The following is a 25,111-nucleotide window of genomic DNA, read 5'->3' on the forward strand; positions in this document are numbered from 1 at the left end:
GGGGTCATGCGCGTTCTGATTATCGAAGATGAAGAAAAAACCGCGGATTACCTGCACCGCGGCCTGACGGAACAGGGTTACACCGTGGACCTGGCACGCGATGGCGTCGAAGGCCTGCACCTGGCCCTGGAAAGCGATTACGCGGTGATCGTGCTCGACGTGATGCTGCCGGGCCTCGACGGCTTCGGCGTATTGCGCGCCCTGCGCGCGCGCAAGCAGACCCCGGTGATCATGCTCACCGCCCGCGAGCGGGTCGAAGACCGGATCAAGGGCCTGCGCGACGGCGCCGACGATTACCTCGGCAAGCCGTTTTCCTTCCTCGAACTGGTGGCCCGCCTGCAGGCGCTGACCCGTCGCAGCGGCGGCCATGAGCCGGTGCAGGTCAGCATCGCCGACCTGTGGATCGACCTGATCAGCCGCAAGGCCAGCCGCGCCGGAACCCGCCTCGACCTGACCGCCAAGGAGTTCTCGCTGCTCAGCGTACTGGCCCGGCGCCAGGGCGAGATCCTGTCGAAAACCGCGATTGCGGAAATGGTCTGGGACATCAATTTCGACAGCGATGCCAACGTGGTCGAAGTCGCGATCAAGCGCCTGCGGGCCAAGCTCGACGGGCCTTTCGAGGAGAAACTGCTGCACACCATCCGCGGCATGGGTTACGTGCTGGAGAGCCGCGGTGTCCAGTAACAGCATCGCTCTGCGCCTGAGCGGCATGTTCACCTTGGTGGCGTTACTGGTGTTCGTGCTGATCGGCGGCGCGCTGTACCAGCAGGTGGACAAGGGCTTGGGCCTGTTGCCCGAGGCCGAACTGGATGCGCGCTACAGCGTGCTGGAGTCGGCGCTGACGCGCTATCGCACCCCCGAGCACTGGGCCAAGATCAACGCCAAGCTCAAGCTGCTCAGCGAAGAAGACAAGCGCATTCGATTCTGGGTGGTCAGCGGTGACGCCCACTACGAGTACGGCGACCCGGATGCACAGGTCCGCGAACTGGCCCTGGGGCCCCTGGGCATGCGCGACCTGAATCTGGCCGAGCACCCATACCCGCTGAAAGTGCTGGTCAGCCAGTTACCGGCCAAGGACCAGCGTCCGCCCCTGCGCTTTCTGATCGCCATCGACACCGAGACCTTTTACCAAACCCAGCACCAACTGCTGATGGCCCTGATCAGCCTGGCCATTGTCGGCGTGTTGCTGGCGTCGGCATTGGGTTACTGGGTGGCGCGGATCGGCCTCAAGCCCTTGATCAAACTGTCCCAGGAGGCCCAGCGCCTGGCCCCGCCACGGCTGACCGGACGCTTGCAACTGTCACCACTGCCGCCGGAGTTGAGCCAGTTCGTCAACTCCTTCAACTCGACCCTGGAACGGGTCGAGCAAGCCTATTCAAGGCTTGAGTCGTTCAATGCCGACGTGGCCCACGAACTGCGCTCGCCCCTGACCAACCTGATCGGCCAGACCCAGGTGGCCCTGACCCGGGGACGTTCGGCAGAGCATTATTTCGAGGTCCTGCAATCGAACCTGGAAGAGCTCGAGCGGTTGCGCTCGATCATCAACGACATGCTGTTCCTGGCCAGCGCCGACCAGGGCAGCAAGGCCACCAAACTCACCGCCACCTCCCTGGCCAGCGAAGTGGCAACCACCCTCGACTACCTGGATTTCATCCTCGAAGACGCCCAGGTCAAGGTCGAAGTCAGCGGCGACGCCCTGGTCTCGATCGAAATCGCCCACCTGCGTCGCGCCTTGATCAACCTGCTGAGCAACGCCGTACAGCACACCGCCCCCGGCCAGATGATCCAGGTGCGGATCGAGGTTCAGGAACACCAGGTGGCAATCGCCGTCAGCAACCCTGGCCAGGGCATTGCCAACGAACACCTGCCGCGCCTGTTCGAGCGGTTCTATCGGGTCGACGCCTCGCGCAGCAACAGCGGCGCCAACCATGGCCTGGGGCTGGCCATCGTCAAAGCCATCGCCCTGATGCATGGCGGCGATGTGTTCGTGCGCAGTAACGCGGGCATCAATACCTTTGGCATTTACCTGCCGGTCTAAGCCCCCCGCCCCAGGGGCCGACGCCGCTGCCTTTACAGAAAAACCACAGCCACTGTTGTTTTTTCAGTAACAGTCCTTATCCTGTTCAGCTCTTTTTCCGAGCGCCTCAGCCCTATATTTTTGTCGCACCGAATTTGACTTGCTCTGCAAGAAGGTCTTCAGAAATGTCCAACGTCATGGGTATTGCCAGCGCATTTGTTTTGTCTTCCCTGTTCGTCGCCCCACTGGCGATGGCCGAAGAGTCCCAGGCATTCGCCGCGCGCAACGCGGCACGTGCAGAGGCCTTCCAGGAAGCGCAAGTGGCCCTGGCCGCCCAGCAGAAAAACGCCGAACAAGCCCAGAAAGTAACGGCCGAGCACAGCCAGGCCGACTCGCAGAAAGACAGCTGATCCGCATTACCGACTCGTTTCCCTCGACAATTTCTCCGCTTGTAACCCCGGAGTGAGTTGTCTTAAAGCCGCTGCCTTCAGCGGCTTTTTTTTGCCATCAGAATGCGCCCATGGAGGGCGTATTCCACAGAACAAGCAGCACCGAATCCACAATAAAAAATGACCGTTATCCACCTCAAGGAGCTCCATCCCGATGCAGACACCCTTCATTTTCACCCCGCTATTCATTGCATTGGCTGCAACGATCTGCAGCCAGGCCCAAGCCGCCGAAGCGCCGCCGGCCGAAGGCTTTATCGAGGGCTCAAGCCTCAAGCTCAACGCTCGCAACTACTACATGAACCGCAATCGGCATCAGCAAAACGATGACAACATCGAATGGGGCCAAGGTTTCCTGGGGATTTTCGAATCCGGCTATACCCAGGGCACCGTCGGTTTCGGCATCGATGCCAATGCCATGCTCGGGTTGAAACTCGACGGCGGTGGCGGCACGGACGGCTCGAGCATCCTGCCCATCAGCGATGGCAACGGCAAAGCGCCGGGGTCGTTCTCGACGGCGGGTGCGACCTTGAAAATGCGCGCCTTCGACACCGAACTCAAAGCCGGTGACCTGTTCCTGAATAACCCGGTGATCGCCGGCGGCCAGAGCCGGATGCTGCCGCAGACCTTTCGTGGCGTGAGCCTGAGCAATCACAGTTTCGACGGTTGGCTGATCGAAGGGGGCCAGGCCAGCTTTACCAAGCCCTACAACCAGAGCGGACACAAACGCATCGGCACGTCCTATGGTTCGCTGCGCGATGGTGATGAATCCTTGCACCTGAACTGGATCGGCACCGCCTGGAGCGGCGTTCCAGGCCTGACCAGCAGCCTCTACGCCTCCGAGCTCAAGGACATCTGGAACCAGTACTACTACGACCTGGACTACACCTACGCGGTGAATGAGCTGGTCAGCCTCAACCCGGGCCTGCACGTCTACCACACCCAGGACACCGGCCAGGCGCTGCTGGGCTCCATCGACAACAACACCTACAGCCTGCACTTCACCGTCGGCGTGGGTAACCACAGCGTTACGGCGGCCTACCAGCGGGTCAACGGCAACACGCCGTTCGACTACATCAGCCAGGGCGACAGCATCTACCTGGACAACTCGCAGCAGTATTCGGACTTCAACGGCCCCAACGAACGTTCGTGGAAGCTCAAGTACGCCTATGACTTTGTCGGCCTGGGCCTGCCGGGCCTGACGTCGGCGGTGTCCTATTCCCGGGGTGAGCTGGACCTGACCAAGGCTGATCCCGAGAGCCGCGGCTATGCCAGCTGGTACAGCGCCGATGGCAAGCACGCCAAACACTGGGAACGCGATATCGACCTCAAGTACGTGGTGCAAAGCGGCTCGGCCAAGGACCTGGCGCTGCGCCTGCAATGGGCGACCAACCGCGGCGGCAATGGGTATGGCGAGCTGGATAACGACACCGATGAGTACCGGGTGATCGTCGACTACCCGCTAAATATCTTCTGAACACCTAAAAAACCGGAGGCCAGCGTCATTGCTGGCCTTTTTTTTGCGTGTGGCTGGGCAAACGCCAAGGCAATGACGGCTCTCTGTCACTCTGCTAGCGGCCTCCTTCCCCGTCCGCCAGCAGAAGCCAGAAACATGCGTGCACACAGTGCGACTCCTTCACGCCCGCCCCCCAGCCAATCCGAGTGGATGCTGCTGGCCGGCAGTTCCCTGACGGTCATCGCCATCCTGTGCATCGTGACCTACCTGCTGATCCGCGAACACGGCAGCGCCAAGTTGGTCGCGGTGCGCTCGGCCACGAACATCGTGCAATTGATCGATGCCGACGTGGAGCACAACGTCGAGCTCTACGACATCTCCCTGCGTGGCCTGATCGAAGCCACCCGCCTCAAGGACCTGGCCGGGATTCCGGCCGACGTGCGCCACCGGGTATTGTTCGATCGCGCCACCACCATGCCGCACAAGGGCGACATCCTGCTGCTGGACAACAAAGGCGACGTGGTGGCCGACTCAGCCTCGGTCGTACCGCGCACAGACAATTTCGCCGACCGCGAATACTTTCAAGTGCATGTCGACAACCCAGACCCGCAGATGATGATCAGCCGCCCGTTCCGCAGCCGCAGTGCCGAACAGGATTGGCGCATCAGTTTCAGCCGTCGCTTGTCGTCCGAGCAGGGGGAGTTTCTCGGGGTGGCCGAGGCGGCCATGCGCCTGGATTACTTCAATGCGCTGTTCAAGACCCTGAGTGTCGGCCGTAATGGCTCGGTGAACCTGATCAGCAGCGACGGTTTTCTGTTGGCTCAGCAACCGCCCCTGGGCGACGACCTGATCGGCCGCGACTTCAGCAATCGACCGAACTTCATGCGCATTCTCAAGGAAGGCAACGGCAGCTTCAGCAGTGTTTCCAGCGTCGACCACAAGGCCCGGCTGTACACCTTCTCCCAGGTCGGCCAGTTGCCGCTGATCGTGATTGTTGCCCTCTCCACCGACGAAGTGTTCGCCGCCTGGCGCCGTACTGCCCTGGTGGTCAGCCTGGCCACCGGTATTTTGTGTATCGGCTTGCTGTGGCTGACCTGGCTGCTGCGCCGCGAACTGCGCCTGCGCCAGCGCGCCGAACGAGAGCTGGAGCAACTGGCCGCCACTGACGGGCTGACCGGGCTGGCCAACCGCCGCGCCATGGACCAGACCCTGGCTCGCGAGTACTCAAGGGCCCAGCGTTCAGGCAACAACCTGTCGCTGCTGATGATTGATGTCGACCACTTCAAGGCCTTCAATGACCGCCACGGCCACCAGTTGGGCGATATCGCCCTGCGTGCGGTGGCCGATGTGATCGGCGGCGGCGTGCGCCGTCCTGCAGATCTGGCGGCACGCTATGGCGGCGAAGAGTTCGCGGTGATCCTGCCGGAAACCACCATGGCCGGCGCCTGCGCCCTGGCCGAGCAGATCCGCGCCGGCATCGAACAGTTGGCGCCGGTGGGCCAGAACGCCACGCCGCTGACGGTGAGTATCGGGGTCGGCACCTGGTCGGCGGGCCAGGACATCAGCCCGGAAAACCTGCTGCGCAACGCCGACAAAGCCCTGTACCAGGCCAAATTCCATGGCCGTAACCGGGTGGTGGCCGACCTGGCCGCGAGCAGCCCGACGTCTGCGGCTGCCAGACTCTCGATGCCTGACTGACGGCCATAAAAAAAGGCCACCCGAGGGTGGCCTTTAAAACAAAAGGAAAGAGAGTGTTACTTACACGGCCGCAACCGGACGCATGTAAGAGATCGGTGCAGTGCTGGCATCTTCGAAGGTCACGACTTCCCACGCATCTTTCTGTGCAATGAGTTTGCGCAGAAGCTGGTTGTTCAGTGCATGGCCCGACTTGAAGCCTTTGAACTCACCTATCAGGCTATTGCCCAGCAGGTAGAGGTCACCAATTGCGTCGAGGATCTTGTGCTTCACGAATTCGTCTTCATAGCGAAGGCCGTCTTCGTTCAGTACACCATCCGCGTCGACCACGATGGCGTTTTCCACGCTGCCGCCGAGTGCGAGGTTGTGCTTGCGCAGGTACTCGATATCACTCATGAAACCAAAGGTACGGGCGCGGCTGACTTCTTTTACAAACGAAGTGCTGGAAAAATCCACGCTTGCACTTTGGGTGCGGTCACGGAAAACCGGGTGATCGAAATCGATCTCGAAGCTCACCTTGAAACCGTCGAAAGGAACGAAAGTGGCGCGCTTGTCGCCGTCTTCCACTGTCACTTCGCGCAGGATACGAATGAACTTCTTGGCTGCGTCCTGTTCTTCCAGGCCGGCAGATTGAATCAGGAATACGAAGGGTCCAGCGCTACCATCCATGATTGGGACTTCGGACGCGGAGAGCTCGACGTAGGCGTTATCGATGCCCAGGCCGGCCATGGCCGAGAGCAAGTGCTCCACCGTGTCCACTTTGGTGTCACCGTTGACCAGCGTGGTCGACATAGTGGTTTCACCAACGTTTTCCGCGCGAGCAGGAATCTGCACCACAGGGTCCAGGTCGGCACGACAAAACACAATGCCGGTGTCTACAGGCGCAGGCTTGAGGGTCAGGTATACCTTCTCCCCGGAATGCAGGCCTACACCTGTGGCACGGATAATATTCTTCAGGGTGCGTTGTTTAATCATGGCTTGGGCCGCTTCAGCGCAAATTGCGAACTGGTATCAACAAAGGCTGGCGATAATAGCAGACCAGACCTTTGCTGAACACCAATCACCCTAATACCCCTGATACATTCCATCAATCGGCCTGGCGACGCAGGAATGCCGGGATGTCCAGATAGTCCAGATCATCTTGCGGATTCAGCTTCGCCGCGGTAGCAGCGCTCGACTGAGCTTGATTGCGCATCACGGTTGGACGATCCAGGTCGCGGTAGTTCACCGACGGCAGCTCCTGACGCGAAGGCGCTGGTTGAGCCTGCGAAGCCATGGAGGTTTGCACGGTGTTGTCGATCACCTTCATCGGCTTCTCGATTTTCGCGCCCAGACCTGTGGCAACCACAGTCACGTGCAGCTCGTCGCGCATGTCCGGATCGATAACAGTACCGACCTTGACCATGGCGTGCTCGGAAGCGAAGGCTTCGATGATGCTACCCACGTCGGAGTACTCACCCAGGGACAGGTCAGGACCGGCGGTGATGTTCACCAGGATGCCGCGTGCACCTTGCAGGTTCACGTCTTCGAGCAACGGGTTGCGGATCGCCGCTTCGGTGGCTTCACGTGCACGGTTCGGACCGCTGGCGCAGCCAGTGCCCATCATCGCCATGCCCATTTCGCTCATCACGGTACGCACGTCGGCAAAGTCGACGTTGATCATGCCCGGACGTTTGATGATGTCGGAGATACCGCGAACGGCACCGGCCAGTACATCGTCAGCCTTGGCAAAAGCCGACAGCAGGCTGGCGTCCTTACCGAGGATGGTCAGCAGCTTCTCGTTGGGGATGGTGATCAGCGAGTCGACGCTTTCCGACAGCAGGCGGATGCCTTCATCGGCGATCTGCATGCGCTTGCGACCTTCGAACGGGAACGGACGAGTCACGACAGCGACCGTCAGGATCCCCATTTCCTTGGCCACTTCGGCAATGATCGGCGCAGCACCGGTACCGGTACCGCCGCCCATGCCAGTGGTGATGAACACCATGTTGGTGCCCGCCAGAACCTCGGCAATGCGCTCGCGGTCTTCCAGAGCGGCCTGACGACCGACTTCCGGATTTGCGCCAGCACCCAGGCCCTTGGTCACGCCGGTGCCCAATTGCAGGATGGTCCGCGCGCCGATGCTTTTCAGCGCCTGGGCATCAGTGTTGGCGCAGATGAACTCGACGCCTTCAATGTTGCTCTTGACCATGTGATTGACCGCGTTGCCGCCGCCACCGCCAACACCAATAACCTTGATTACCGGGCTTTGCGGGATGTTGTCTACGAGTTCGAACATTTTCCCTCTCCTTTCATTTCTCTAGTTTTTTCGCCTACTGCCTACTGCTTTGTTGCGTGCCGCTTGAAACGTGTCGCTTGAAACCACTGCTTAGAAATTGCCTTGTACCCAGCTCTTGATGCGATCGAGCAAGGCGGCCTTGGGTTCTTCATTGCTGTAGCTGTCGCGGCTGCCGATGCCGGAGAACGAAATCCCGTCGGACTGTTTCTGCAGCCCGTACAGCAGCAAGCCGACGCCGGTGGAATAGATCGGGTTGCGCACCACGTCGGACAGGCCCTTGACGGTATGCGGCACGCCCAGGCGGACCGGCATGTGGAAAATCTCTTCGGCCAGCTCGACCGCGCCTTCCATCTTCGAGGTACCGCCGGTCAGCACGATGCCGGCCGGGATCAGGTCCTCGTAGCCGCTGCGACGCAGTTCAGCCTGGATCAGGGTGAACAGCTCGTCGTAGCGCGGTTCGACCACTTCGGCCAGGGCCTGGCGCGACAGCTCGCGCGGCGGACGGTCGCCGACACTTGGAACCTTGATGGTTTCACCGGCACCGGCCAGCTTGGCCAGGGCGCAGGCGTAGCGGATCTTGATTTCTTCGGCGTACTGGGTCGGGGTACGCAGCGCCATGGCGATGTCGTTGGTCACCTGATCGCCGGCAATCGGGATCACTGCGGTATGCCGGATCGCGCCTTCAGTGAAGATCGCGATGTCGGTGGTACCGCCACCGATGTCCACCAGGCACACGCCCAACTCTTTCTCGTCATCGGTCAGCACCGAGTAGGCCGAGGCCAATTGCTCGAGAATGATGTCGTCGATTTCCAGGCCGCAGCGACGCACGCACTTTTCGATGTTCTGTGCCGCATTGACCGCGCAGGTCACCACGTGCACCTTGGCTTCCAGGCGAACGCCGGACATGCCCAGGGGCTCACGTACGCCTTCCTGGTTATCGATCACGTAATCCTGCGGCAGGGTGTGCAAAACCCGCTGGTCAGCCGGAATCGCCACGGCCTGGGCCGCATCGAGAACCCGCTCGAGGTCGGCCGAGCTGACTTCACGATCACGAATCGCCACGATGCCGTGGGAGTTCAGGCTGCGAATGTGATTGCCGGCCACACCGACAAACGCCGAGTGAATGCGGCATCCAGCCATCAGTTGCGCTTCTTCGACGGCGCGCTGGATGGACTGCACGGTGGACTCGATATTCACCACCACGCCCTTCTTCAGGCCGCGGGACGGATGGGTACCGATACCGACGATTTCCAGCGTGCCATCGGCCCCGACCTCACCCACCAGCGCCACCACTTTGGAGGTGCCGATATCGAGACCGACGATCATTTTGCCGCTTTGCACATTTGCCATGGTCCTGCCTCTTCTTAATTCTTCGCGACGGCGGGTTGGGCCGTCGTGGGCGCTACAGGTTCCCGCCAGCCGACGGCCAGGCCGTTGGCGTAGCGCAGATCGATGCGCGCAATGTTCGTAATCTGTTCTTTCAGCGTTTTTTCATAAATGGCAATAAAGCGGCGCATCTTCTCCACCAGATGATCGCGGCCCAGCAACAACTCGATACCCGGGCCCGCACTGCCGGCCCCGGTCGTCAGGAACCAGCTGCCGCGCTCACGCAGCTCCAGACGAGCGATCGAGAAGCCCATCGGTCGCAGCATCTGACTCAACACCTGATACTGCTGCATCACTTGCTGCTGGGCCCGCTGCGGGCCGAACAACTGCGGCAAGTGTTCGTAGTTGGCCAATTCACGCGGCGTAAACGCCTGGCCCTGGTTGTTCAACAACGCCTCGTCGCCCCAACGGGCCACGGGCAGTTGCTCCTCCAGGCGGATAACCACCTGGTCCGGCCAGACGCGACGTACCTCGGCATGTGCGATCCATGGCATCTGCTCCAGCTCGGTACGCATGCTGGCCAGGTCAATGGTGAAGAAGCTCGCCGCCACGTAAGGCGCGATCCGCTGCTGCACCGCTTGCTGGCTGATGTAACTCAGGTCGCCCTGGACCGCGACCTTGGTGATCGGCCGGTCCGCATAAGGCAACAGGCGCTGCGCGCCTTCGTAAGTGCCAAAACCCAACGCCACCAGCAGCACCGGCCAGAACAGGGCCTTGAGGAAGCCGAAGTTGGCTTTGGGCAGGCGCACCGACATCGGCTCTTTAGCCACCATTCGGCTGGCACCCCGCGGCACCGGCTTGCGGCCGGGTGCGGGTGGCTGATGACGTAGCGATGCGCCTTGCATGGACTTAACCTCGCGCCTCTTCGTGACTGGCAACGCTCGCCGCCAGGATCGCCAATACCAATTGCTGGAAATCCAGGCCGGCCGCCCGAGCCGCCATCGGCACCAGGCTGTGATCGGTCATGCCAGGAGCCGTGTTGACCTCCAGGAACCAGAACTGCCCGTCGGCGTCCTGCATCACATCGGCACGCCCCCAACCGGCGATACCCAGCGCCTCGCAGGCTTTCGCCGTGAGGTCCATGAGCTCTTGTTCCTTGGCGCTATCGAGACCGCATGGGATCCGGTACTGGGTATCGGAAGCCACGTACTTGGCGTCGTAGTCGTAAAAAGTGTGGGGCGTGCCCAGGGCGATGGGAGGCAACACCTGGTCACGCAGCGTCGCGATGGTGAACTCCGGACCTTGAATCCATTGCTCAACCAAGACTTGCGAATCGTAGGTACTGGCCGCTTTCCATGCGTCGATCAACTCTGACGCGGAAGTCACCTTGGCCATACCGATACTGGAACCTTCATGAGCCGGTTTGACGATCAAAGGCAGGCCCAGTTCCGCCACCGCAGAAATACAGTCGGCTTCGCTGCTCAGCACGCTGTGGCGCGGAGTCGGAATACCCAGGCTGTGCCACACCTGCTTGGTGCGCAGTTTGTCCATGGCCAGAGCCGACGCGAGGATGCCGCTGCCGGTGTAAGGAATGCCCAGGCACTCCAGCAGGCCCTGCATGCTGCCGTCTTCACCACCACGGCCGTGAAGAATGATAAAGGCGCGATCGATCTTTTCGTTCAGCAGGCGCTGCAGGAAGTCATCACCGACGTCGATGCCGAACGCATCGACACCGGCGCTTTGCAGGGCCTGGAGCACGGCATTGCCGGACTTCAGCGAGACTTCGCGCTCGGCGCTCTTGCCACCGAACAGCACGGCGACGCGGCCGAAGGCTTGCGGCTCGATGGTCGAGAACAGGTTGGCGTAGGCGGCGGTCATTTCGACTTCCCCTGTACAGCAGCCACAGCACCGGCAAACAGCGGGCTGCTCAATAGTTTCGGCGCGAGGCCGCCGATATCACCGGCGCCCTGGCACAACAGAATGTCGCCGGCACGCAGCAACGGCTTGACCAGCGGCGCCAGGTCGACGCCACGCTCGATGTAGATCGGGTCCAATTGCCCACGCTGACGAATGCTGTGGCACAGCTGACGGCTGTCGGCCCCCGGGATCGGCTCTTCGCCGGCCGGATAGACTTCCATCAGCAGCAGTACGTTGGCGTCCGCCAGGACCTGCACAAAGTCGTCGTACAGATCACGGGTCCGGCTGTAGCGGTGCGGCTGGTAAACCATCACCAGACGACGCTCAGGCCAGCCACCACGCACGGCCTTGATCACGGCGGCCACTTCAGTCGGGTGGTGACCGTAGTCGTCCACCAGCATCACGTTGCCGCCTTCTACCGGCAGCTCACCATAGACCTGGAAGCGACGACCCACGCCCTGGAAGCCCGAAAGGCCCTGGACAATGGCTTCATCGCTGACGCCTTCGTCGCTGGCGATGCAGATGGTCGCCAGGGAATTGAGCACGTTGTGGTTGCCGGGCATGTTCACCGACACATCCAGTGGCGCCCGGTCGGGACGCAGCACGGTGAAGAAGGTCTGCATGCCTTGCTGGCGAACATTGATCGCCCGCACGTCGGCGTCTTCGCTGAAGCCGTAGGTAACGGTCGGACGCTTGACCAACGGCAGGATCTCGCGAACCACCGGATCATCCAGGCAGACCACGGCCAAACCGTAGAACGGCAGGTTGTGCAGGAACTCGACGAAGGTTTTCTTCAGCTTGTTGAAGTCGCCGTCGTACGTTGCCATGTGATCGGCATCGATGTTGGTGACCACGGCCACCAGCGGTTGCAGGTGCAGGAAGCTGGCGTCGCTTTCATCGGCCTCGGCGATCAGGTAACGGCTGGTCCCCAGTTGTGCATTGGTGCCTGCTGCATTCAGCCGGCCACCGATGACGAACGTTGGGTCCAGGCCGCCAGCGGCAAACACCGATGCGATCAGGCTGGTGGTGGTGGTCTTGCCATGAGTACCGGCCACGGCGATGCCGTGGCGATAACGCATCAGCTCGGCGAGCATTTCGGCCCGTGGCACCACCGGGATCCGACGTTCCAGGGCGGTGGCGACTTCCGGGTTGGAGGTGTTCACGGCACTGGACACTACCAGCACATCGGCACTGGCGGCGTTCTCGGCACGGTGGCCGATAAAGATCTGCGCACCGAAAGACTCCAGGCGCTCAGTGACCGGCGACGCCTTGAGGTCGGAGCCGGAGACTTGATAGCCCAGGTTCAGCAGCACTTCGGCGATCCCGCACATGCCCACGCCGCCGATACCGACGAAGTGAATACGACGGATGCGGCGCATTTCCGGCTGATGCATGGCTTTCTGGTTCTCAACCATGGGCCACCTCCAGGCAGATATCGACCACATTGCGGGTAGCATCGGGTTTGGCCAGGCGACGCGCGGCGTCGGCCATGTTGTTCAGTCGTTCCGGTTGCATCAAGACCTCTGTCAGGCGTGCGGCTAGATCCGCAGCACCAGTCGTTCTTTGCGGCATCAGGAAAGCAGCGCCTTCACGAGCCAAATAATCGGCATTGCGAGTCTGGTGATCGTCGATCGCGTGGGGCAAGGGCACCAGCATCGAGGGCAGACCGGCGGCAGCCAGTTCACTGACGGTCAGCGCACCTGCGCGACAGACCACCAGGTCGGCCCAGCCATAGGCTTGGGCCATGTCTTTGATAAAGGGCTGCACTTGCGCCTCGACGCCAGCGACGCGATAGCGCTCTGCAGTCACTTCATCATGGTTTTTGCCGGCCTGATGAAACACCTCCGGACGCAGCTCGGCCGCGACCAGCGCCAGGGCTTCTGGCAGCAATTTATTCAACGGCTCCGCCCCCAGGCTTCCGCCCAGAATCAGCAACCGCGCCTTGCGTCCGGCCAGGTCCTGGCGCGGGGTATCGAGGAACAGCTCGCGGCGTACCGGATTGCCGGTGGTGCGCCGGCTGTCGGAGGCAGCAAAGGTGTTCGGGAAAGCTTCGCAGACTCGGGCAGCCAACGGCACCAGCAGCCGATTGGCGGTACCGGCGACGGCGTTCTGTTCGTGAACAATTACCGGCACGCCGGACAGTTTTGCCGCGACGCCGCCAGGGCCAGTCACATAACCACCAAAACCCAATACACAGACCGGCTTCAGTTGAGCAATGATTTTGCGGGCCTGGAACACAGCCTTGATCAGCACGAACGGGGCCTTGAGCAGGGACAACTTGCCCTTGCCTCGCAGACCGGTGACGTTGATCAAGTGCAACGGCAAACCGGCGCCGGGTACCAGTTCGTTTTCGATGCCACGCGGGGTCCCGAGCCAATGCACGGTGTAGCCACGGGCTTCGAACTCGCGGGCACAGGCCAGGGCCGGGAACACGTGGCCGCCGGTGCCGCCGGCCATGATCAGCACATTAGCGCCCATGGCTTGGCTCCTCGGCGAAGTCGCTCTCGCTGAACTCCATCTCCTCGCTGCCCAGGTGGGTTCGACTCTCCCACTCGATGCGCAGCAGCAAGCCCAGGCAGGCGCAGCAGATCACCAACGAACTGCCGCCATAACTGAGGAACGGCAGCGTCAGGCCCTTGGTCGGCAGCAGGCCGACGTTTACCCCGATATTGATCAGGAACTGACCAATCCACAGGAAAGCCAGGCCATACGCCACATAAGCGGCGAAAAATTGCTTGGCCTTCTCCGCCCACAAACCGATGTACATGGCGCGCACGCAAACGAATACAAACAGCCCGACGGTAGCCAGCGAACCGACCACGCCCAGCTCTTCGGCGAGTACCGAGAACACAAAGTCGGTGTGGGCTTCAGGCAGGTAGAACTGCTTCTGCACACTGTTGCCCAGCCCGACACCCAGCCACTCACCACGACCGAAGGCGATCAGCGCCTGGGTCAACTGGTAACCGGAACCAAACTGGTCGGCCCAGGGGTCGGTGAAGGTAATCAGACGGGCCATCCGGTAGGGTTGGGCCTGGACCAGAATGGTCACCGCCGCCACTGCCAGCACCACCATCAAGGTGAAACGGAACAGGCCCACGCCGCCGAGAAAGAGCATGGCCGCGGCCGCCCCCATCATGACCACGGTGGCACCGAAGTCGGGCTCCATCAGCAACAGGCCGGCCATGGGCAGGAGGACGATGAACGGCTTGAAGAAGCCCATCCAGCTTTCGCGCACTTCCTTCTGCCGCCGCACCAGATAACCGGCGAGGTAGATCACCACAAATACCTTGGCGATTTCCGAAGGCTGCACGTTGAAGAAGCTGAAGCCGATCCAGCGCATCGAGCCGTTGACCTCACGGCCAATACCCGGCAACAGCACCATCACCAGCAAACCAAAGGCACCAATCAGCATCAGCCAGCCCAGGCGCTGCCAGGTGGCGATCGGAATCATCATGGTCACGATGCACGCGCCCAGACCGATCACCAGGTAAATCAGGTGGCGAATCATGTGATACAGCGGGTTGCCCGATTGCACTGCGGCTACTTCAGACGAGGCCGAGGTGATCATCACCAGGCCCAGGCCGAGCAAGGCCAGGCAGCCGGCGAGCATCGGGAAGTCGAGGTCGATACCGCGCCCGGTAATGATCGGCGACGGATAAGGCTTGATGATGTTCCCGAGGTTCATGCCAAGCCCTCCACAGCCTGGGCAAACAGCTGCCCACGCTCTTCGTAGTTCTTGAACATGTCGAAACTGGCGCACGCCGGCGACAGCAGCACCGCATCTCCAGGCTCGGCCAATGCGCGGCTGCGCTCGACCGCCTCGAGCAACGACTGCACCCGAACCAACGGCACCGCGTCGCCTATCGCTGCGGCAATCAATTCACTGTCACGGCCCATCAACACCACGGCCCGGCAGTTGGCGGCGACCGGATTGCGCAGGTCCTTGAAGTCGGCCCCCTTGCCATCGCCACCGGCAATCAGCACCAGCTTGCCGCTGATGTCCGAGCCCAGGCCTTCGATGGCCGCCAGGGCGGCACCGACGTTGGTGGCTTTGGAATCGTTGTAGTAGGCCACGCCGTCCAGGTCTCGTACCCACTGGCAGCGGTGCTCAAGACCGGCAAAGGTCCGCAGGCTGGCGAGCATGGCATCGAAGGGCAGGCCAACCGCGTGCCCGAGGGCCAGGGCTGCCAGGGCGTTGGACTGGTTGTGTGCGCCACGGATTTTCAGCTCGCTCACCGGCATCAGGTTCTGCAAGCCGAAGGCTAGGTACTTCTCGCCCTGCTCTTCACGCAGGCCGAACGCCTTGAAATCGGGCACGCCCAGACCGAAGGTCCAGCATGGCAAACCTTCGCCGATCAATGGCCGGGTCAGCGCATCCTGGCGGTTGAACACCACTTGCCGCGCGCCACGGAAGATCCGGTGCTTGGCCAGGTGATAGGCCGGCAGGCCGCTGTAGCGGTCCATGTGGTCTTCGCTGATGTTGAGCACGGTGGCCACTTCGGCGTTGAGCTGGTCGGTGGTTTCCAGCTGGAAGCTGGAGAGTTCCATGACGTACAGCTCGACGTCGTCGCTGAGCAGGTCCAGCGCCGGAGTGCCGAGGTTGCCGCCCACGGCTACGCGTTTGCCCGCAGCAGCAGCCATTTCGCCGACCAGGGTGGTCACGGTGCTCTTGGCATTGGAACCGCTGATGGCGACGATCGGCGCCTTCGCGTTACGCGCGAACAGCTCGATATCACCGGACAGCTTCACACCGCGGGCAGCCGCCGCTTGCAGCGCCGGGGTCGCCAAGGCCAGGCCGGGGCTCACGTAGAGCTCATCGGCGCGGCACAGGAACTCCACATCCAGCTCGCCACAACGCACTTCCACCTGCGGGTAGTCACGGCGCAGCGTGGCCAGCTCCGGTGGATTTTCCCGCGTATCGGCCACGGCAAACGCCACGCCCCGGCTCGCCAGGAAGCGAACCAGGGACATGCCGCTCTTGCCGAGGCCGACAACGATGCGGAAGTGGTCAGAAGCGATCAGAGACACTCGTTCTACCTCAGCTTCAGGGTGGCAAGGCCGATCAACACGAGAATCACGGTGATGATCCAGAAACGGACGATCACACGCGGCTCGGGCCAGCCCTTGAGTTCAAAGTGGTGGTGAATCGGCGCCATGCGGAATACGCGGCGACCGGTCAGTTTGAAAGAAGCAACCTGGATCACCACCGACAGGGTTTCCATCACGAACACGCCGCCCATGATGAACAGGACGATTTCCTGGCGGACGATCACGGCGATGGTGCCCAGGGCCGCGCCCAGCGCCAGTGCGCCGACGTCGCCCATGAAGACTTGTGCGGGGTAGGTGTTGAACCAGAGGAAGCCCAGGCCCGCACCGATCAACGCACCGCAGAACACAATCAACTCACCGGCGCCCGGCACGTAGGGAATCAGCAGGTATTCGGCGAATTTCACGTTACCCGACAGGTAGCAGAAAATGCCCAACGCGCCGCCGACCATGACGGTCGGCATGATTGCCAGGCCATCGAGGCCATCGGTCAGGTTGACCGCGTTGCTCGAACCGACGATCACGAAATAGGTCAGGACCACAAAACCGGCGCCCAGCGGGATGCTGATGTCTTTGAGCATCGGCAGGATCAGCGTGGTTTCCACCGCACTCGGCGCCGTGACATACAGGAAAATCGCCGCGCCCAGGCCGAACACCGATTGCCAGAAATACTTCCAGCGGCTTGGCAGCCCCTTGGAATTCTTCTCGATCACCTTGCGGTAGTCGTCGACCCAGCCCACCGCGCCGAACAGCAGGGTCACGATCAGCACCACCCATACATAGCGGTTATGCAGGTCGGCCCACAGCAGGGTGCTGATACCGATGGCCGACAGGATCAGCGCGCCACCCATGGTCGGGGTGCCGGACTTGGACAAATGCGACTGCGGGCCGTCATTGCGCACCGACTGGCCGATCTGCAGGCTTTGCAGGGTCCGGATCATCCATGGCCCCAGGAACAGCGACAACGACAGCGCGGTCAGCACACCCAGGATCCCGCGCAGGGTCAGGTACTGAAAGACCGCGAAGCCTTTGTGGAACTGTTGCAGATACTCAGCCAGCAGCAGCAGCATTAATGTTTCTCCGTACTTGAACCGCACAAAGCCGCGACGATGTTTTCCATCACCGCGCTGCGCGATCCCTTGATCAAAATGGTGGTATTTGGGTCTTGCTCGACGTTCAGTGCCGCAATCAGATCGGCCTGGCTGGCGAAGTGGCGAGCGTGCTCACCGAAGGCGGAGACGGCATGCGCCATCAGCGGCCCGACCGCGTAGAGGGCCGACACTTTGCCGGCAGCGTATGCCCCTACATCGCGGTGCCCCTGCTCCGCCCACTCGCCCAACTCGCCGATGTCTCCGAGCACCAGGACGGTGCGGCCGGAAAAGCCGGCGAGTATATCAACGGCGGCGCACATCGAGGTGGGGTTTGCGTTGTAAGTGTCATCAATGACCCGCATACCGTTTTTCGCCAATTGCGCGACGGTACGGCCCTTGACCGGCTGCACCGCATTCAAGCCGGTGGCGATGCCAAACAGGGAAATATCCAGGGCATGCGCGGCGGCGGCGGCGGCCAGGGCATTGGCCACGTTGTGTGTGCCCAACAGATTCAATTGCACCCGCTCCTGCCCCTTGGGACTGTGCAGGGTAAAGGCCGGGCAACCGCGGGCATCCAGGGCTACATCACTGGCGTGCAGGTCGGCGGCGCTATTGTTCAGGGCAAAGCTCAGCACCTGGTGACTACCGGCGCGGGCCTTCCAGATCGGGAATGCCTTGTCGTCGAGGTTGAGCACGGCGATGCCGGAAACATCGAGCCCTTGCAGAATCTCGCCCTTGGCTTCAACGATTTTTTCCGGGCCGCCGAATTCACCAACGTGGGCCGTCCCGGCGTTGTTGATTACGGCCACCTGAGGCTGGGTCATGGCCACGGTGTAGGCAATCTCGCCAATCCGCGAGGCACCCAGCTCGATCACTGCCACCGTGTGTTCCGGGGCCAGTTCCAGCAGGGTCAGCGGAGCGCCGAGGTCGTTATTCAAGTTGCCACGGGTCGCCAGCACGGGCCCGCGGGTACGCAGGATACTGGCCAGCATTTCCTTGACCGTGGTCTTGCCGCTGGAGCCGGTAATGGCCACCACCGGTTTATCGAAGGCCGCACGGTTGAGTGCCCCCAACTGCCCCAGTGCGAGGCGGGTATCGCTGACCAGCAACTGCGGCAAGGTGCTTTCAGGCACTTCGCGTTCGACCAGGGCGCCGACTGCACCTTTGCTCGCAACATCGTTCAGGTAGTCATGGCCGTCGAACCGCGGACCGGTCAAGGCAATAAAGAGCTGCCCCGGCTTGATCGCCCGGCTGTCGATACTGACGCCATCAAAACTGCAATCCGCAGCAACCAGGCGCGCATTGAGTGCGGAGCTCAACTCACTGAGTTTCAGAGCCTTAAGCATGGGCCACCTCCCATGCAGTCAACGCCCTGTCAGCCTCGACCAGATCGGAGAAGTCATGGCGCTCGCCCTTGATTTCCTGATAGTCCTCATGGCCCTTGCCGGCCAGGACCACCACGTCGTCCGCCGAAGCACTGGCGATCAACTTGGCAATGGCCTGTCCACGTCCCGCGACGAAATCGACCTTATCCACCGCACTGAAGCCGGCCCGGATATCGTCGAAGATCAGCGCCGGGTCTTCGGTACGCGGATTGTCGTCGGTCACCAGTACACCATCGGCCAGGCGCTCGACCACTTGCGCCATCAGCGGACGCTTGCCGCGATCGCGATCGCCGCCGCAACCGAACAGGCACAGCAGACGTCCCTTGGCGTGCGGGCGCAGGGCCAGCAGGACTTTTTCCAGGGCATCCGGGGTATGGGCGTAATCGACCACGACCAGCGGTTGGGTGCCGCCACCCAGGCGCTGCATACGTCCGATCGGACCTTCAAGCTTGGGCAGCACGCGCAGGATTTCGTCCAACGCATAATCCAGGCCGAGCAAGGCACCGACCGCAGCCAGTACGTTGCTCAAGTTGAAGCGCCCAAGCAGGGTGCTGCGCAAATGGTGCTCGCCTTGCGGGGTGACCAGGGTTGCGCGTACGCCGTCGTCGTCGAACTGCGCGTCTCGGCAGTACAGGTACGCCGAGCTGTCTTCAAGGCTGTAGGTGATCAATCGCGAGTCGTGTTTTTCAATCGCCAGTTGCCGACCGAACTCATCGTCGAGGTTGATCACCCGGCAACGCAGGTCGGACCAGCCGAAGAGCTTGGCCTTGGCCTCGCCATACGCCTGCATGGTGCCGTGATAATCCAGATGATCGCGGGACAGGTTGGTCAACACCGCCACGTCAAACGCCAGCGCGGTAACCCGCCCCTGGTCCAGGCCATGGGAAGAAACCTCCATGGCTACCGCCTTGGCACCGGCCTTTTTCAGGTCGGCCAACGTCGCCTGCACGGCAATAGGGTTGGGCGTGGTGTGCATGCCGCTTTGCAGCGCACCATAAAAGCCGCTGCCCAGGGTACCGACAATCCCGCAGTGCTGACCCAGCAGGTCCAGAGCCTGAGCCACCAACTGGGTAACGCTGGTCTTGCCGTTGGTCCCGGTGACCCCAATCAGGTTCAGGTGGCGGCTCGGATCGCCGTAAAAGCGCCCGGCAATATCCGACAACTGCGCCGCCAGGCCCTTGACCGGAATCAGCGGCACATCGGTGATCGGCAACACGGTGGCGCCTTCCACTTCATAGGCCACGGCAGCTGCACCACGCTTTAACGCGTCGGCAATGTGCTCGCGCCCGTCGAATTTCCCGCCCGGCACGGCGAGGAACAGGTCCCCGGCACGTACGTTGCGGCTGTCCAGCGACAACTCACGGATCAACAGGTCGCGACCGGCGTGGGCAAAAATCTTGTTCAGGCTAAGAGACATCAGCCGCGCCCTCCTTTGGCAGGTGCTGCATCGGCTTGCTGTGTAGGGGGCAAGTTGTCCGGGGTGATGTTCATCAGGCGCAGGGTGCCGGACATCACTTTGCTGAACACCGGCGCCGAGACCAGGCCACCGAAGTAGCCGGCCTTGCTCGGTTCATCAATCACCACCACGATCGCGTAGCGCGGGTCGCTCATCGGACCAAAGCCGGCAAACAGCGAGCGGTAGGAGTTTTCGGCATAGCCCTTGGTGCCAACCGATGTCTTACGTGCCGTACCACTCTTGCCCGCGACGTGATAAGCCGGGACCTGGGCACGGAACACGCCGCGCGGGGCCTCGATCACTTGCTGCAACATGCCTTGCATGGTTTTGGCGACATTTTCCGGAATCACCTGGGTGGTGTCCGGTGCCTTGTCAGTTTTGATCAGGGTCAGCGGTGCGATTCGACCGTTGTTGGCCAGCGCCGAGAACGCGTGAACCAGTTGGATCGCGGTCACCGACAAGCCGTAGCCGTAAGACAGCGTGGCCGTCTCGGCCTTGCGCCACTCGCGGTAGTTCGGCAGGTTGCCGACACGCTCACCCGGGAAGCCGAGGCCGGTGTCCTGGCCGAGACCGATCTTCTGCGCCAGGCGGAAAATGGTTTCGCCGCCGATATCGAAGGCGACCTTACTCATGCCCACGTTACTGGAATTGATCAGAATCCCGGTCAGATCGAGCACCGGGCCTTCAGTCTTGGAAACGTCGCGAATGGTGTATTTGCCCAACTGCAACGTACCGGGGTACACCTCGACGGTATCGCTGGGCTTCCAGCGACCGGTCTCCAGGGCCGCACTCATGGAGATCGCCTTCATGGTCGAGCCGGGCTCGAATACGTCGATCATGGCGCGGTTGCGCATCATCGCCGGCTGCAGGTTGCGACGGTTGTTCGGGTTGTACGTCGGCTGGTTGACCATGGCCAGGATCTCGCCGGTCTTGACGTCCATGATCACCAGGCTGCCAGCCTTGGCGCCGTTCTCGACGATGGCATTGCGCAGTTCGCGGTTGGCCAGGTATTGCAGGCGCAGATCAATCGACAACGCCAAGGGCTTGCCGGCCTTGGCGTTTTTGGTGACCTGGACATCCTTGATCAGCCTGCCACGCCGATCCTTGATGACCTGTCGTTTGCCGGCGACCCCGGCCAGCCATTCGTCATAGGCGAGTTCGACACCTTCACGACCGCGATCGTCGATGTCGGTAAACCCGACCATATGCGCAGTGACTTCACCGGCCGGATAAAACCGGCGGAACTCTTCGATGCCGTAGACCCCCGGCACTTTAAGGTCCAGCACGACTTGGCCCTGCTCAGGCGTCAAGCCACGCACCAGGTAAATGAACTCTTTATTGGCCTGTGCTTCGAGGCGCTCGGCCAGGGCTTTTGGATCCTGGCCCAGGGCTGCAGCCAATGCCGGCCACTTGTCCTTGGCCGCCTGCATTTCCTTGGCGTTGGCCCAGAGGGTGGTGACTGGCGTACTGACAGCCAGAGGCTCACCGTTGCGGTCGGTGATCAAACCACGGTGGGCGGGAATCGGAATATGCCGGACGCTGCGCGCATCGCCCTGGCCCTTAAGGAAATCACGGTCGACCACCTGCAGGTCGACAATGCGCCAGGCGATTGCCGACACCATCACCGCCAGCAGCCCCAGGACCACTCGGAAACGCCATGGGTAGAGCGCGCCCTCGAGTTTCATCATGGCGCCACCATCCGCACTTCAGCAGCACCGGGGATGTGCATCTTCAACTGTTCGGTGGCCAGCACTTCAATGCGGCTATGGGCCGTCCAGGTACTTTGCTCGAGAATCAACCGGCCCCATTCAGCCTGGGCCTTGTCGCGCACGCTCAGTTCACCGTACAGCGAGTTGAGCAACTGACGGTTCCAATGCGCGCTGTAAGAGACAGCGATAGCGGAGACCAGCACCCCGATAAATAGCAGGAGCATGAAAAAGCTCCCGCCCGGGAGCGGTTTAGCGAAGAGCTTGCTCAACGGAGCTTCTCCGCCACGCGCATGACCGCACTGCGGGCACGCGGATTGGCTTTGAGTTCAGCCTCGGAAGCGAATTGCGCCTTGCCATGGACCTTGATCTTGGGCACGAAGGCTTCGAAACGCACCGGCAGGTTACGCGGCAGGTTATCGGTTTCACCCTTCACCAGGCGGCGCATGAACAATTTGACGATACGGTCTTCCAGCGAGTGGAAACTGATCACTACCAGGCGACCGCCCACTTCAAGAGACTCCAGCGCCGCCTCGAGGCCGGCTTCCAGGTCGCCCAGTTCGTTATTGACGTGAATGCGCAAACCCTGGAAAGCGCGGGTGGCCGGGTTCTTGCCCTTTTCCCACGCCGGGTTGGCGACTTTCAAGACTTCGGCCAGGTCGGCAGTGCGCTCGAATGGCTGGATTTCACGACGTTCGACCACGGCGCGCGCCATACGACCGGAAAAGCGTTCTTCGCCGTATTCCTTGAATACGCGGGCGATTTCTTCAACCGGCGCCGTGGCGATGAACTGCGCAGCGCTGACGCCACGAGTCGGGTCCATGCGCATGTCCAACGGGCCATCATTGAGGAAACTGAAGCCGCGCTCAGGGTCGTCCAACTGCGGCGAAGACACGCCAAGATCCAGCAGCACGCCGCTGACCTTGCCTGCCAGGCCGCGCTCGGCGACTTCCGAACCCAGCTCGGCAAAGCTGCGCTGCACAACGACAAAGCGGCCGTCTTCGGCCGCTAGCGCTTGCCCGGTGGCAATCGCTTGGGGATCCTTATCGAACCCGAGGAGCCGACCATCCGGCCCGAGCTTGCTGAGAATCAGCCGGCTATGTCCGCCACGTCCGAACGTGCCGTCCAGATAGCAGCCATCAGGACGTACGGCGAGGGCCTCGACGGCTTCGTCAAGCAGTACGGTGATGTGGTTAAAGCCGCTATCAATAGTCACAGGATCAAATCACGCAGTTCATCAGGCATAGAGCCCGGTTGTTGAATAGCAGCCAGGTCCGCTGCAGAAACAGCATTCCAGGCATCCTCGTCCCACAATTGGAACTTGTTCAGCTGGCCAACCAACATCGCGCGCTTATCCAACTTGGCATACTCACGCAGACGAGGCGGCACCAGGAAACGACCGCTGCCATCGAGTTCAAGGTCAACGGCATTACCAATCAGCAAACGTTGCAAACGACGGTTTTCTTCGCGAAGCGAAGGCAGTGCGCGCAGTTTGGTTTCAATCAGCTCCCACTCGTCGAGTGGGTAAACACATAAACAGGGATCAACGGCGTCGATCGTGACGATTAACTGCCCGGAACTTCGCGATTCAAGCTCGTCACGATACCGGCTCGGCATGGCGAGACGGCCTTTTGCATCGAGACTGATAGCGTTAGCTCCGCGAAACACGTCAGCGTTTCTCCAAATTTTAGCGTTTTACGCCCAAAAAACCCACTTCATGCCACTTTCCGCCACTTGCGCACACTATAGGAATGCGCCCACCACACCGTCAAGGCGCGGAGCGACGGAAAAGCCTTATAGAACGGAGATTTAGGAGACTAAAAGAAGGGGCAACGAGAATTTGGATGAGGTTTTGACCCATTAACTTGAAGCAGCTCAATGCGCTGCACTCAGAAGTTAAAGTGATTTGTTAAGAGTAAGATTTTTTCGGTATTACAAAAGCGCTTCTGCCAGTGATTCCAGCAGGGAGGGAAAAGGTGGAGAGTCGATCTGTAAGCCGGGTTCTGTCGAGGACAGTCATTCCTCTACGATGGCCATCACTGGACATCTTTAGCAACCTACCCGGTTCCAGCGCGGGCCACGCCTTGGAACCCTATTTGGTCTTGCTCCGAGTGGGGTTTACCTAGCCACGAACTGTTGCCAGACGTGCGGTGCGCTCTTACCGCACCTTTTCACCCTTACCGGCACCGAAGTGCTTAGGCGGTTATTTTCTGTGGCACTTTCCGTAGGCTCACGCCCCCCAGGCATTACCTGGCACTCCGCCCTATGGAGCCCGGACTTTCCTCCCCCCCCTAATTTTCATAGAGGGCAGCGACTGTCCAATCGACTCTCCGCCGCGCAGGTTAACGGCAGAGAAGCCGAAGAACAAGCGCTAAAAGCCTTTTGCCACTCTGCACCGGTGTTTATTCGCCCTTCTGTTTATCAAGGGCAATTTGGTACAGCACATTCTTGCGCTCGCCGGTGATTTCCGCGGCCAGCGCGGCGGCTCGCTTGAGTGGCATCTCCTTGAGCAGCAGGTCGAGAACTCGCATGGCCTCTGCACTGATAGCCTCGGCACTTTCAGGTACCGTCCAACCCGCCACCAGCACAACGCACTCCCCGCGCTGCTGATTACTGTCAGCCTCGACAAAACCACGCAGCTCGGCCAGCGGCAACCCCTTGAGGGTTTCGAAGGTCTTGGTCAGTTCCCGCGCCAGCAATGCAGGCCGCTCGGCACCGAAGACCAGCTCCATATCCTGCAGGCATTCAAGAATCCGATGGGGCGCTTCATAAAAGATCAGAGTTCTTGGCTCTTCCTTTAACAGCTCCAACCGGGCGCGACGCCCCACGGCCTTGGCCGGCAGAAAACCCTCGAAGATAAACCTGTCGGAGGGCAGCCCGGCCGCGGAGAGCGCAGCAATCAGAGCACAGGCTCCCGGAACTGGCACCACGTTGATCCCCGCTGCTCGCGCCTGGCGTACCAGGTGATACCCCGGGTCGGAGATGAGCGGCGTGCCAGCATCGGAAATGAGCGCCACGTTATCGCCCGCCAGCAAACGGGTGATAAAGCGACTGCCCTCGTCACGCTCATTGTGTTCATGACACGCCGCCAACGGCGTGGAAATACCGAAGTGCTGCAGCAGTCGCAGCGAGTGCCGGGTGTCTTCGGCCGCAATCAGAGCAACCTCGCGCAGCAGCTTCAGCGCCCGGGCACTGATGTCGTCCAGGTTGCCGATGGGCGTCGCCACCACATAAAGCGAGCCAGCAGCGGAATTCAAAGGACCTGGAGCAGTCAAAGCGCACACCTCTTGTT

22 protein-coding genes and 1 other RNA gene are annotated in these 25,111 nt (G+C 61.3%); 5 read left to right on the forward strand and 18 right to left on the reverse strand.

The window, feature by feature from the left end; all coding sequences use genetic code 11:
- The first annotated feature begins 6 nt into the window (after positions 1–6).
- The 5 genes from ACOZJV_RS24675 (at position 7) to ACOZJV_RS24695 (ending at position 5,617) form a co-directional block, all read left to right on the forward strand.
- Positions 7–684, forward strand: coding sequence for a heavy metal response regulator transcription factor (locus ACOZJV_RS24675; RefSeq protein ID WP_020297534.1), 678 nt, complete (start codon positions 7–9; stop codon positions 682–684).
- Positions 674–2,038, forward strand: a complete 1,365-nt coding sequence (locus ACOZJV_RS24680; RefSeq protein WP_421548714.1) for a heavy metal sensor histidine kinase — start codon at positions 674–676, stop codon at positions 2,036–2,038. The genes ACOZJV_RS24675 and ACOZJV_RS24680 overlap by 11 nt, the downstream gene beginning before the upstream one ends.
- A gap of 164 nt (positions 2,039–2,202) precedes the next feature.
- The gene (locus ACOZJV_RS24685) at positions 2,203–2,427 is read left to right on the forward strand and encodes a hypothetical protein (RefSeq protein ID WP_078472391.1); all 225 of its coding nucleotides are present in this window, start codon (positions 2,203–2,205) and stop codon (positions 2,425–2,427) included.
- A 193-nt stretch (positions 2,428–2,620) separates the two neighbouring features.
- Positions 2,621–3,940: an OprD family porin gene (locus tag ACOZJV_RS24690; RefSeq protein ID WP_201127811.1), complete on the forward strand. Its 1,320-nt coding sequence runs from the start codon at positions 2,621–2,623 to the stop codon at positions 3,938–3,940.
- A gap of 135 nt (positions 3,941–4,075) precedes the next feature.
- Positions 4,076–5,617, forward strand: a complete 1,542-nt coding sequence (locus tag ACOZJV_RS24695) for a diguanylate cyclase (RefSeq protein WP_421548715.1) — start codon at positions 4,076–4,078, stop codon at positions 5,615–5,617.
- Positions 5,618–5,677: 60 nt separating this feature from the next.
- Here ACOZJV_RS24695 and lpxC read toward each other — a convergent pair whose 3' ends face one another.
- From lpxC to rsmI, 18 genes are all read right to left on the reverse strand, one after another.
- On the reverse strand, positions 5,678–6,589 hold the full coding sequence (lpxC, locus tag ACOZJV_RS24700) for a UDP-3-O-acyl-N-acetylglucosamine deacetylase (protein WP_020297539.1): 912 nt from the start codon (positions 6,587–6,589) through the stop codon (positions 5,678–5,680).
- Positions 6,590–6,701: 112 nt separating this feature from the next.
- Positions 6,702–7,892 (reverse strand): cell division protein FtsZ, encoded by a 1,191-nt coding sequence (gene ftsZ, locus ACOZJV_RS24705; protein ID WP_020297540.1) that lies wholly within the window; start codon positions 7,890–7,892, stop codon positions 6,702–6,704.
- A gap of 90 nt (positions 7,893–7,982) precedes the next feature.
- Positions 7,983–9,242, reverse strand: coding sequence for a cell division protein FtsA (gene ftsA, locus ACOZJV_RS24710; RefSeq protein WP_020297541.1), 1,260 nt, complete (start codon positions 9,240–9,242; stop codon positions 7,983–7,985).
- A 14-nt stretch (positions 9,243–9,256) separates the two neighbouring features.
- Positions 9,257–10,123, reverse strand: coding sequence for a cell division protein FtsQ/DivIB (locus tag ACOZJV_RS24715; protein WP_043229552.1), 867 nt, complete (start codon positions 10,121–10,123; stop codon positions 9,257–9,259).
- Positions 10,124–10,127: 4 nt separating this feature from the next.
- Positions 10,128–11,096 carry a D-alanine--D-alanine ligase gene (locus ACOZJV_RS24720; protein WP_201127813.1) on the reverse strand — a complete coding sequence of 323 codons (969 nt, stop codon included), beginning with the start codon at positions 11,094–11,096 and terminating at the stop codon, positions 10,128–10,130.
- Positions 11,093–12,550 (reverse strand): UDP-N-acetylmuramate--L-alanine ligase, encoded by a 1,458-nt coding sequence (gene murC / locus ACOZJV_RS24725; RefSeq protein ID WP_020297544.1) that lies wholly within the window; start codon positions 12,548–12,550, stop codon positions 11,093–11,095. Before murC ends, ACOZJV_RS24720 begins: the two co-directional genes overlap by 4 nt.
- Positions 12,543–13,613 carry an undecaprenyldiphospho-muramoylpentapeptide beta-N-acetylglucosaminyltransferase gene (murG, locus tag ACOZJV_RS24730; protein WP_421548716.1) on the reverse strand — a complete coding sequence of 357 codons (1,071 nt, stop codon included), beginning with the start codon at positions 13,611–13,613 and terminating at the stop codon, positions 12,543–12,545. Before murG ends, murC begins: the two co-directional genes overlap by 8 nt.
- Complete coding sequence (gene ftsW, locus ACOZJV_RS24735) at positions 13,603–14,820, reverse strand: putative lipid II flippase FtsW (protein ID WP_078472396.1); 1,218 nt, start codon at positions 14,818–14,820, stop codon at positions 13,603–13,605. Before ftsW ends, murG begins: the two co-directional genes overlap by 11 nt.
- Complete coding sequence (gene murD / locus ACOZJV_RS24740) at positions 14,817–16,163, reverse strand: UDP-N-acetylmuramoyl-L-alanine--D-glutamate ligase (protein ID WP_201127817.1); 1,347 nt, start codon at positions 16,161–16,163, stop codon at positions 14,817–14,819. The genes ftsW and murD overlap by 4 nt, the downstream gene beginning before the upstream one ends.
- A gap of 5 nt (positions 16,164–16,168) precedes the next feature.
- Positions 16,169–17,251 (reverse strand): phospho-N-acetylmuramoyl-pentapeptide-transferase, encoded by a 1,083-nt coding sequence (gene mraY, locus ACOZJV_RS24745; protein ID WP_020297548.1) that lies wholly within the window; start codon positions 17,249–17,251, stop codon positions 16,169–16,171.
- Complete coding sequence (locus ACOZJV_RS24750; protein ID WP_421548717.1) at positions 17,251–18,618, reverse strand: UDP-N-acetylmuramoyl-tripeptide--D-alanyl-D-alanine ligase; 1,368 nt, start codon at positions 18,616–18,618, stop codon at positions 17,251–17,253. Before ACOZJV_RS24750 ends, mraY begins: the two co-directional genes overlap by 1 nt.
- Positions 18,611–20,074 carry a UDP-N-acetylmuramoyl-L-alanyl-D-glutamate--2,6-diaminopimelate ligase gene (locus tag ACOZJV_RS24755; protein WP_421548718.1) on the reverse strand — a complete coding sequence of 488 codons (1,464 nt, stop codon included), beginning with the start codon at positions 20,072–20,074 and terminating at the stop codon, positions 18,611–18,613. Before ACOZJV_RS24755 ends, ACOZJV_RS24750 begins: the two co-directional genes overlap by 8 nt.
- On the reverse strand, positions 20,074–21,798 hold the full coding sequence (locus ACOZJV_RS24760) for a peptidoglycan D,D-transpeptidase FtsI family protein (protein WP_020297551.1): 1,725 nt from the start codon (positions 21,796–21,798) through the stop codon (positions 20,074–20,076). The genes ACOZJV_RS24755 and ACOZJV_RS24760 overlap by 1 nt, the downstream gene beginning before the upstream one ends.
- Entirely contained in the window at positions 21,798–22,091 is a 294-nt protein-coding gene (ftsL, locus tag ACOZJV_RS24765) for a cell division protein FtsL (protein WP_078472401.1), read from the reverse strand. Before ftsL ends, ACOZJV_RS24760 begins: the two co-directional genes overlap by 1 nt.
- A complete protein-coding gene (rsmH, locus tag ACOZJV_RS24770; RefSeq protein WP_020297553.1) occupies positions 22,088–23,035 on the reverse strand; it encodes a 16S rRNA (cytosine(1402)-N(4))-methyltransferase RsmH in 948 nt (315 codons plus the stop codon). Before rsmH ends, ftsL begins: the two co-directional genes overlap by 4 nt.
- Positions 23,032–23,487, reverse strand: coding sequence for a division/cell wall cluster transcriptional repressor MraZ (gene mraZ / locus ACOZJV_RS24775; RefSeq protein WP_020297554.1), 456 nt, complete (start codon positions 23,485–23,487; stop codon positions 23,032–23,034). The genes rsmH and mraZ overlap by 4 nt, the downstream gene beginning before the upstream one ends.
- A 308-nt stretch (positions 23,488–23,795) precedes the next feature.
- An RNA gene (rnpB, locus tag ACOZJV_RS24780) (RNase P RNA component class A) lies at positions 23,796–24,149 on the reverse strand.
- Positions 24,150–24,221: 72 nt separating this feature from the next.
- Positions 24,222–25,094, reverse strand: coding sequence for a 16S rRNA (cytidine(1402)-2'-O)-methyltransferase (gene rsmI / locus ACOZJV_RS24785; RefSeq protein ID WP_078472402.1), 873 nt, complete (start codon positions 25,092–25,094; stop codon positions 24,222–24,224).
- Positions 25,095–25,111: the final 17 nt, after the last annotated feature.

Origin of the sequence: Pseudomonas sp. QD4 (assembly GCF_049199125.1) — a bacterium.
In the GTDB taxonomy this organism is placed as follows: Bacteria; Pseudomonadota; Gammaproteobacteria; order Pseudomonadales; family Pseudomonadaceae; genus Aquipseudomonas.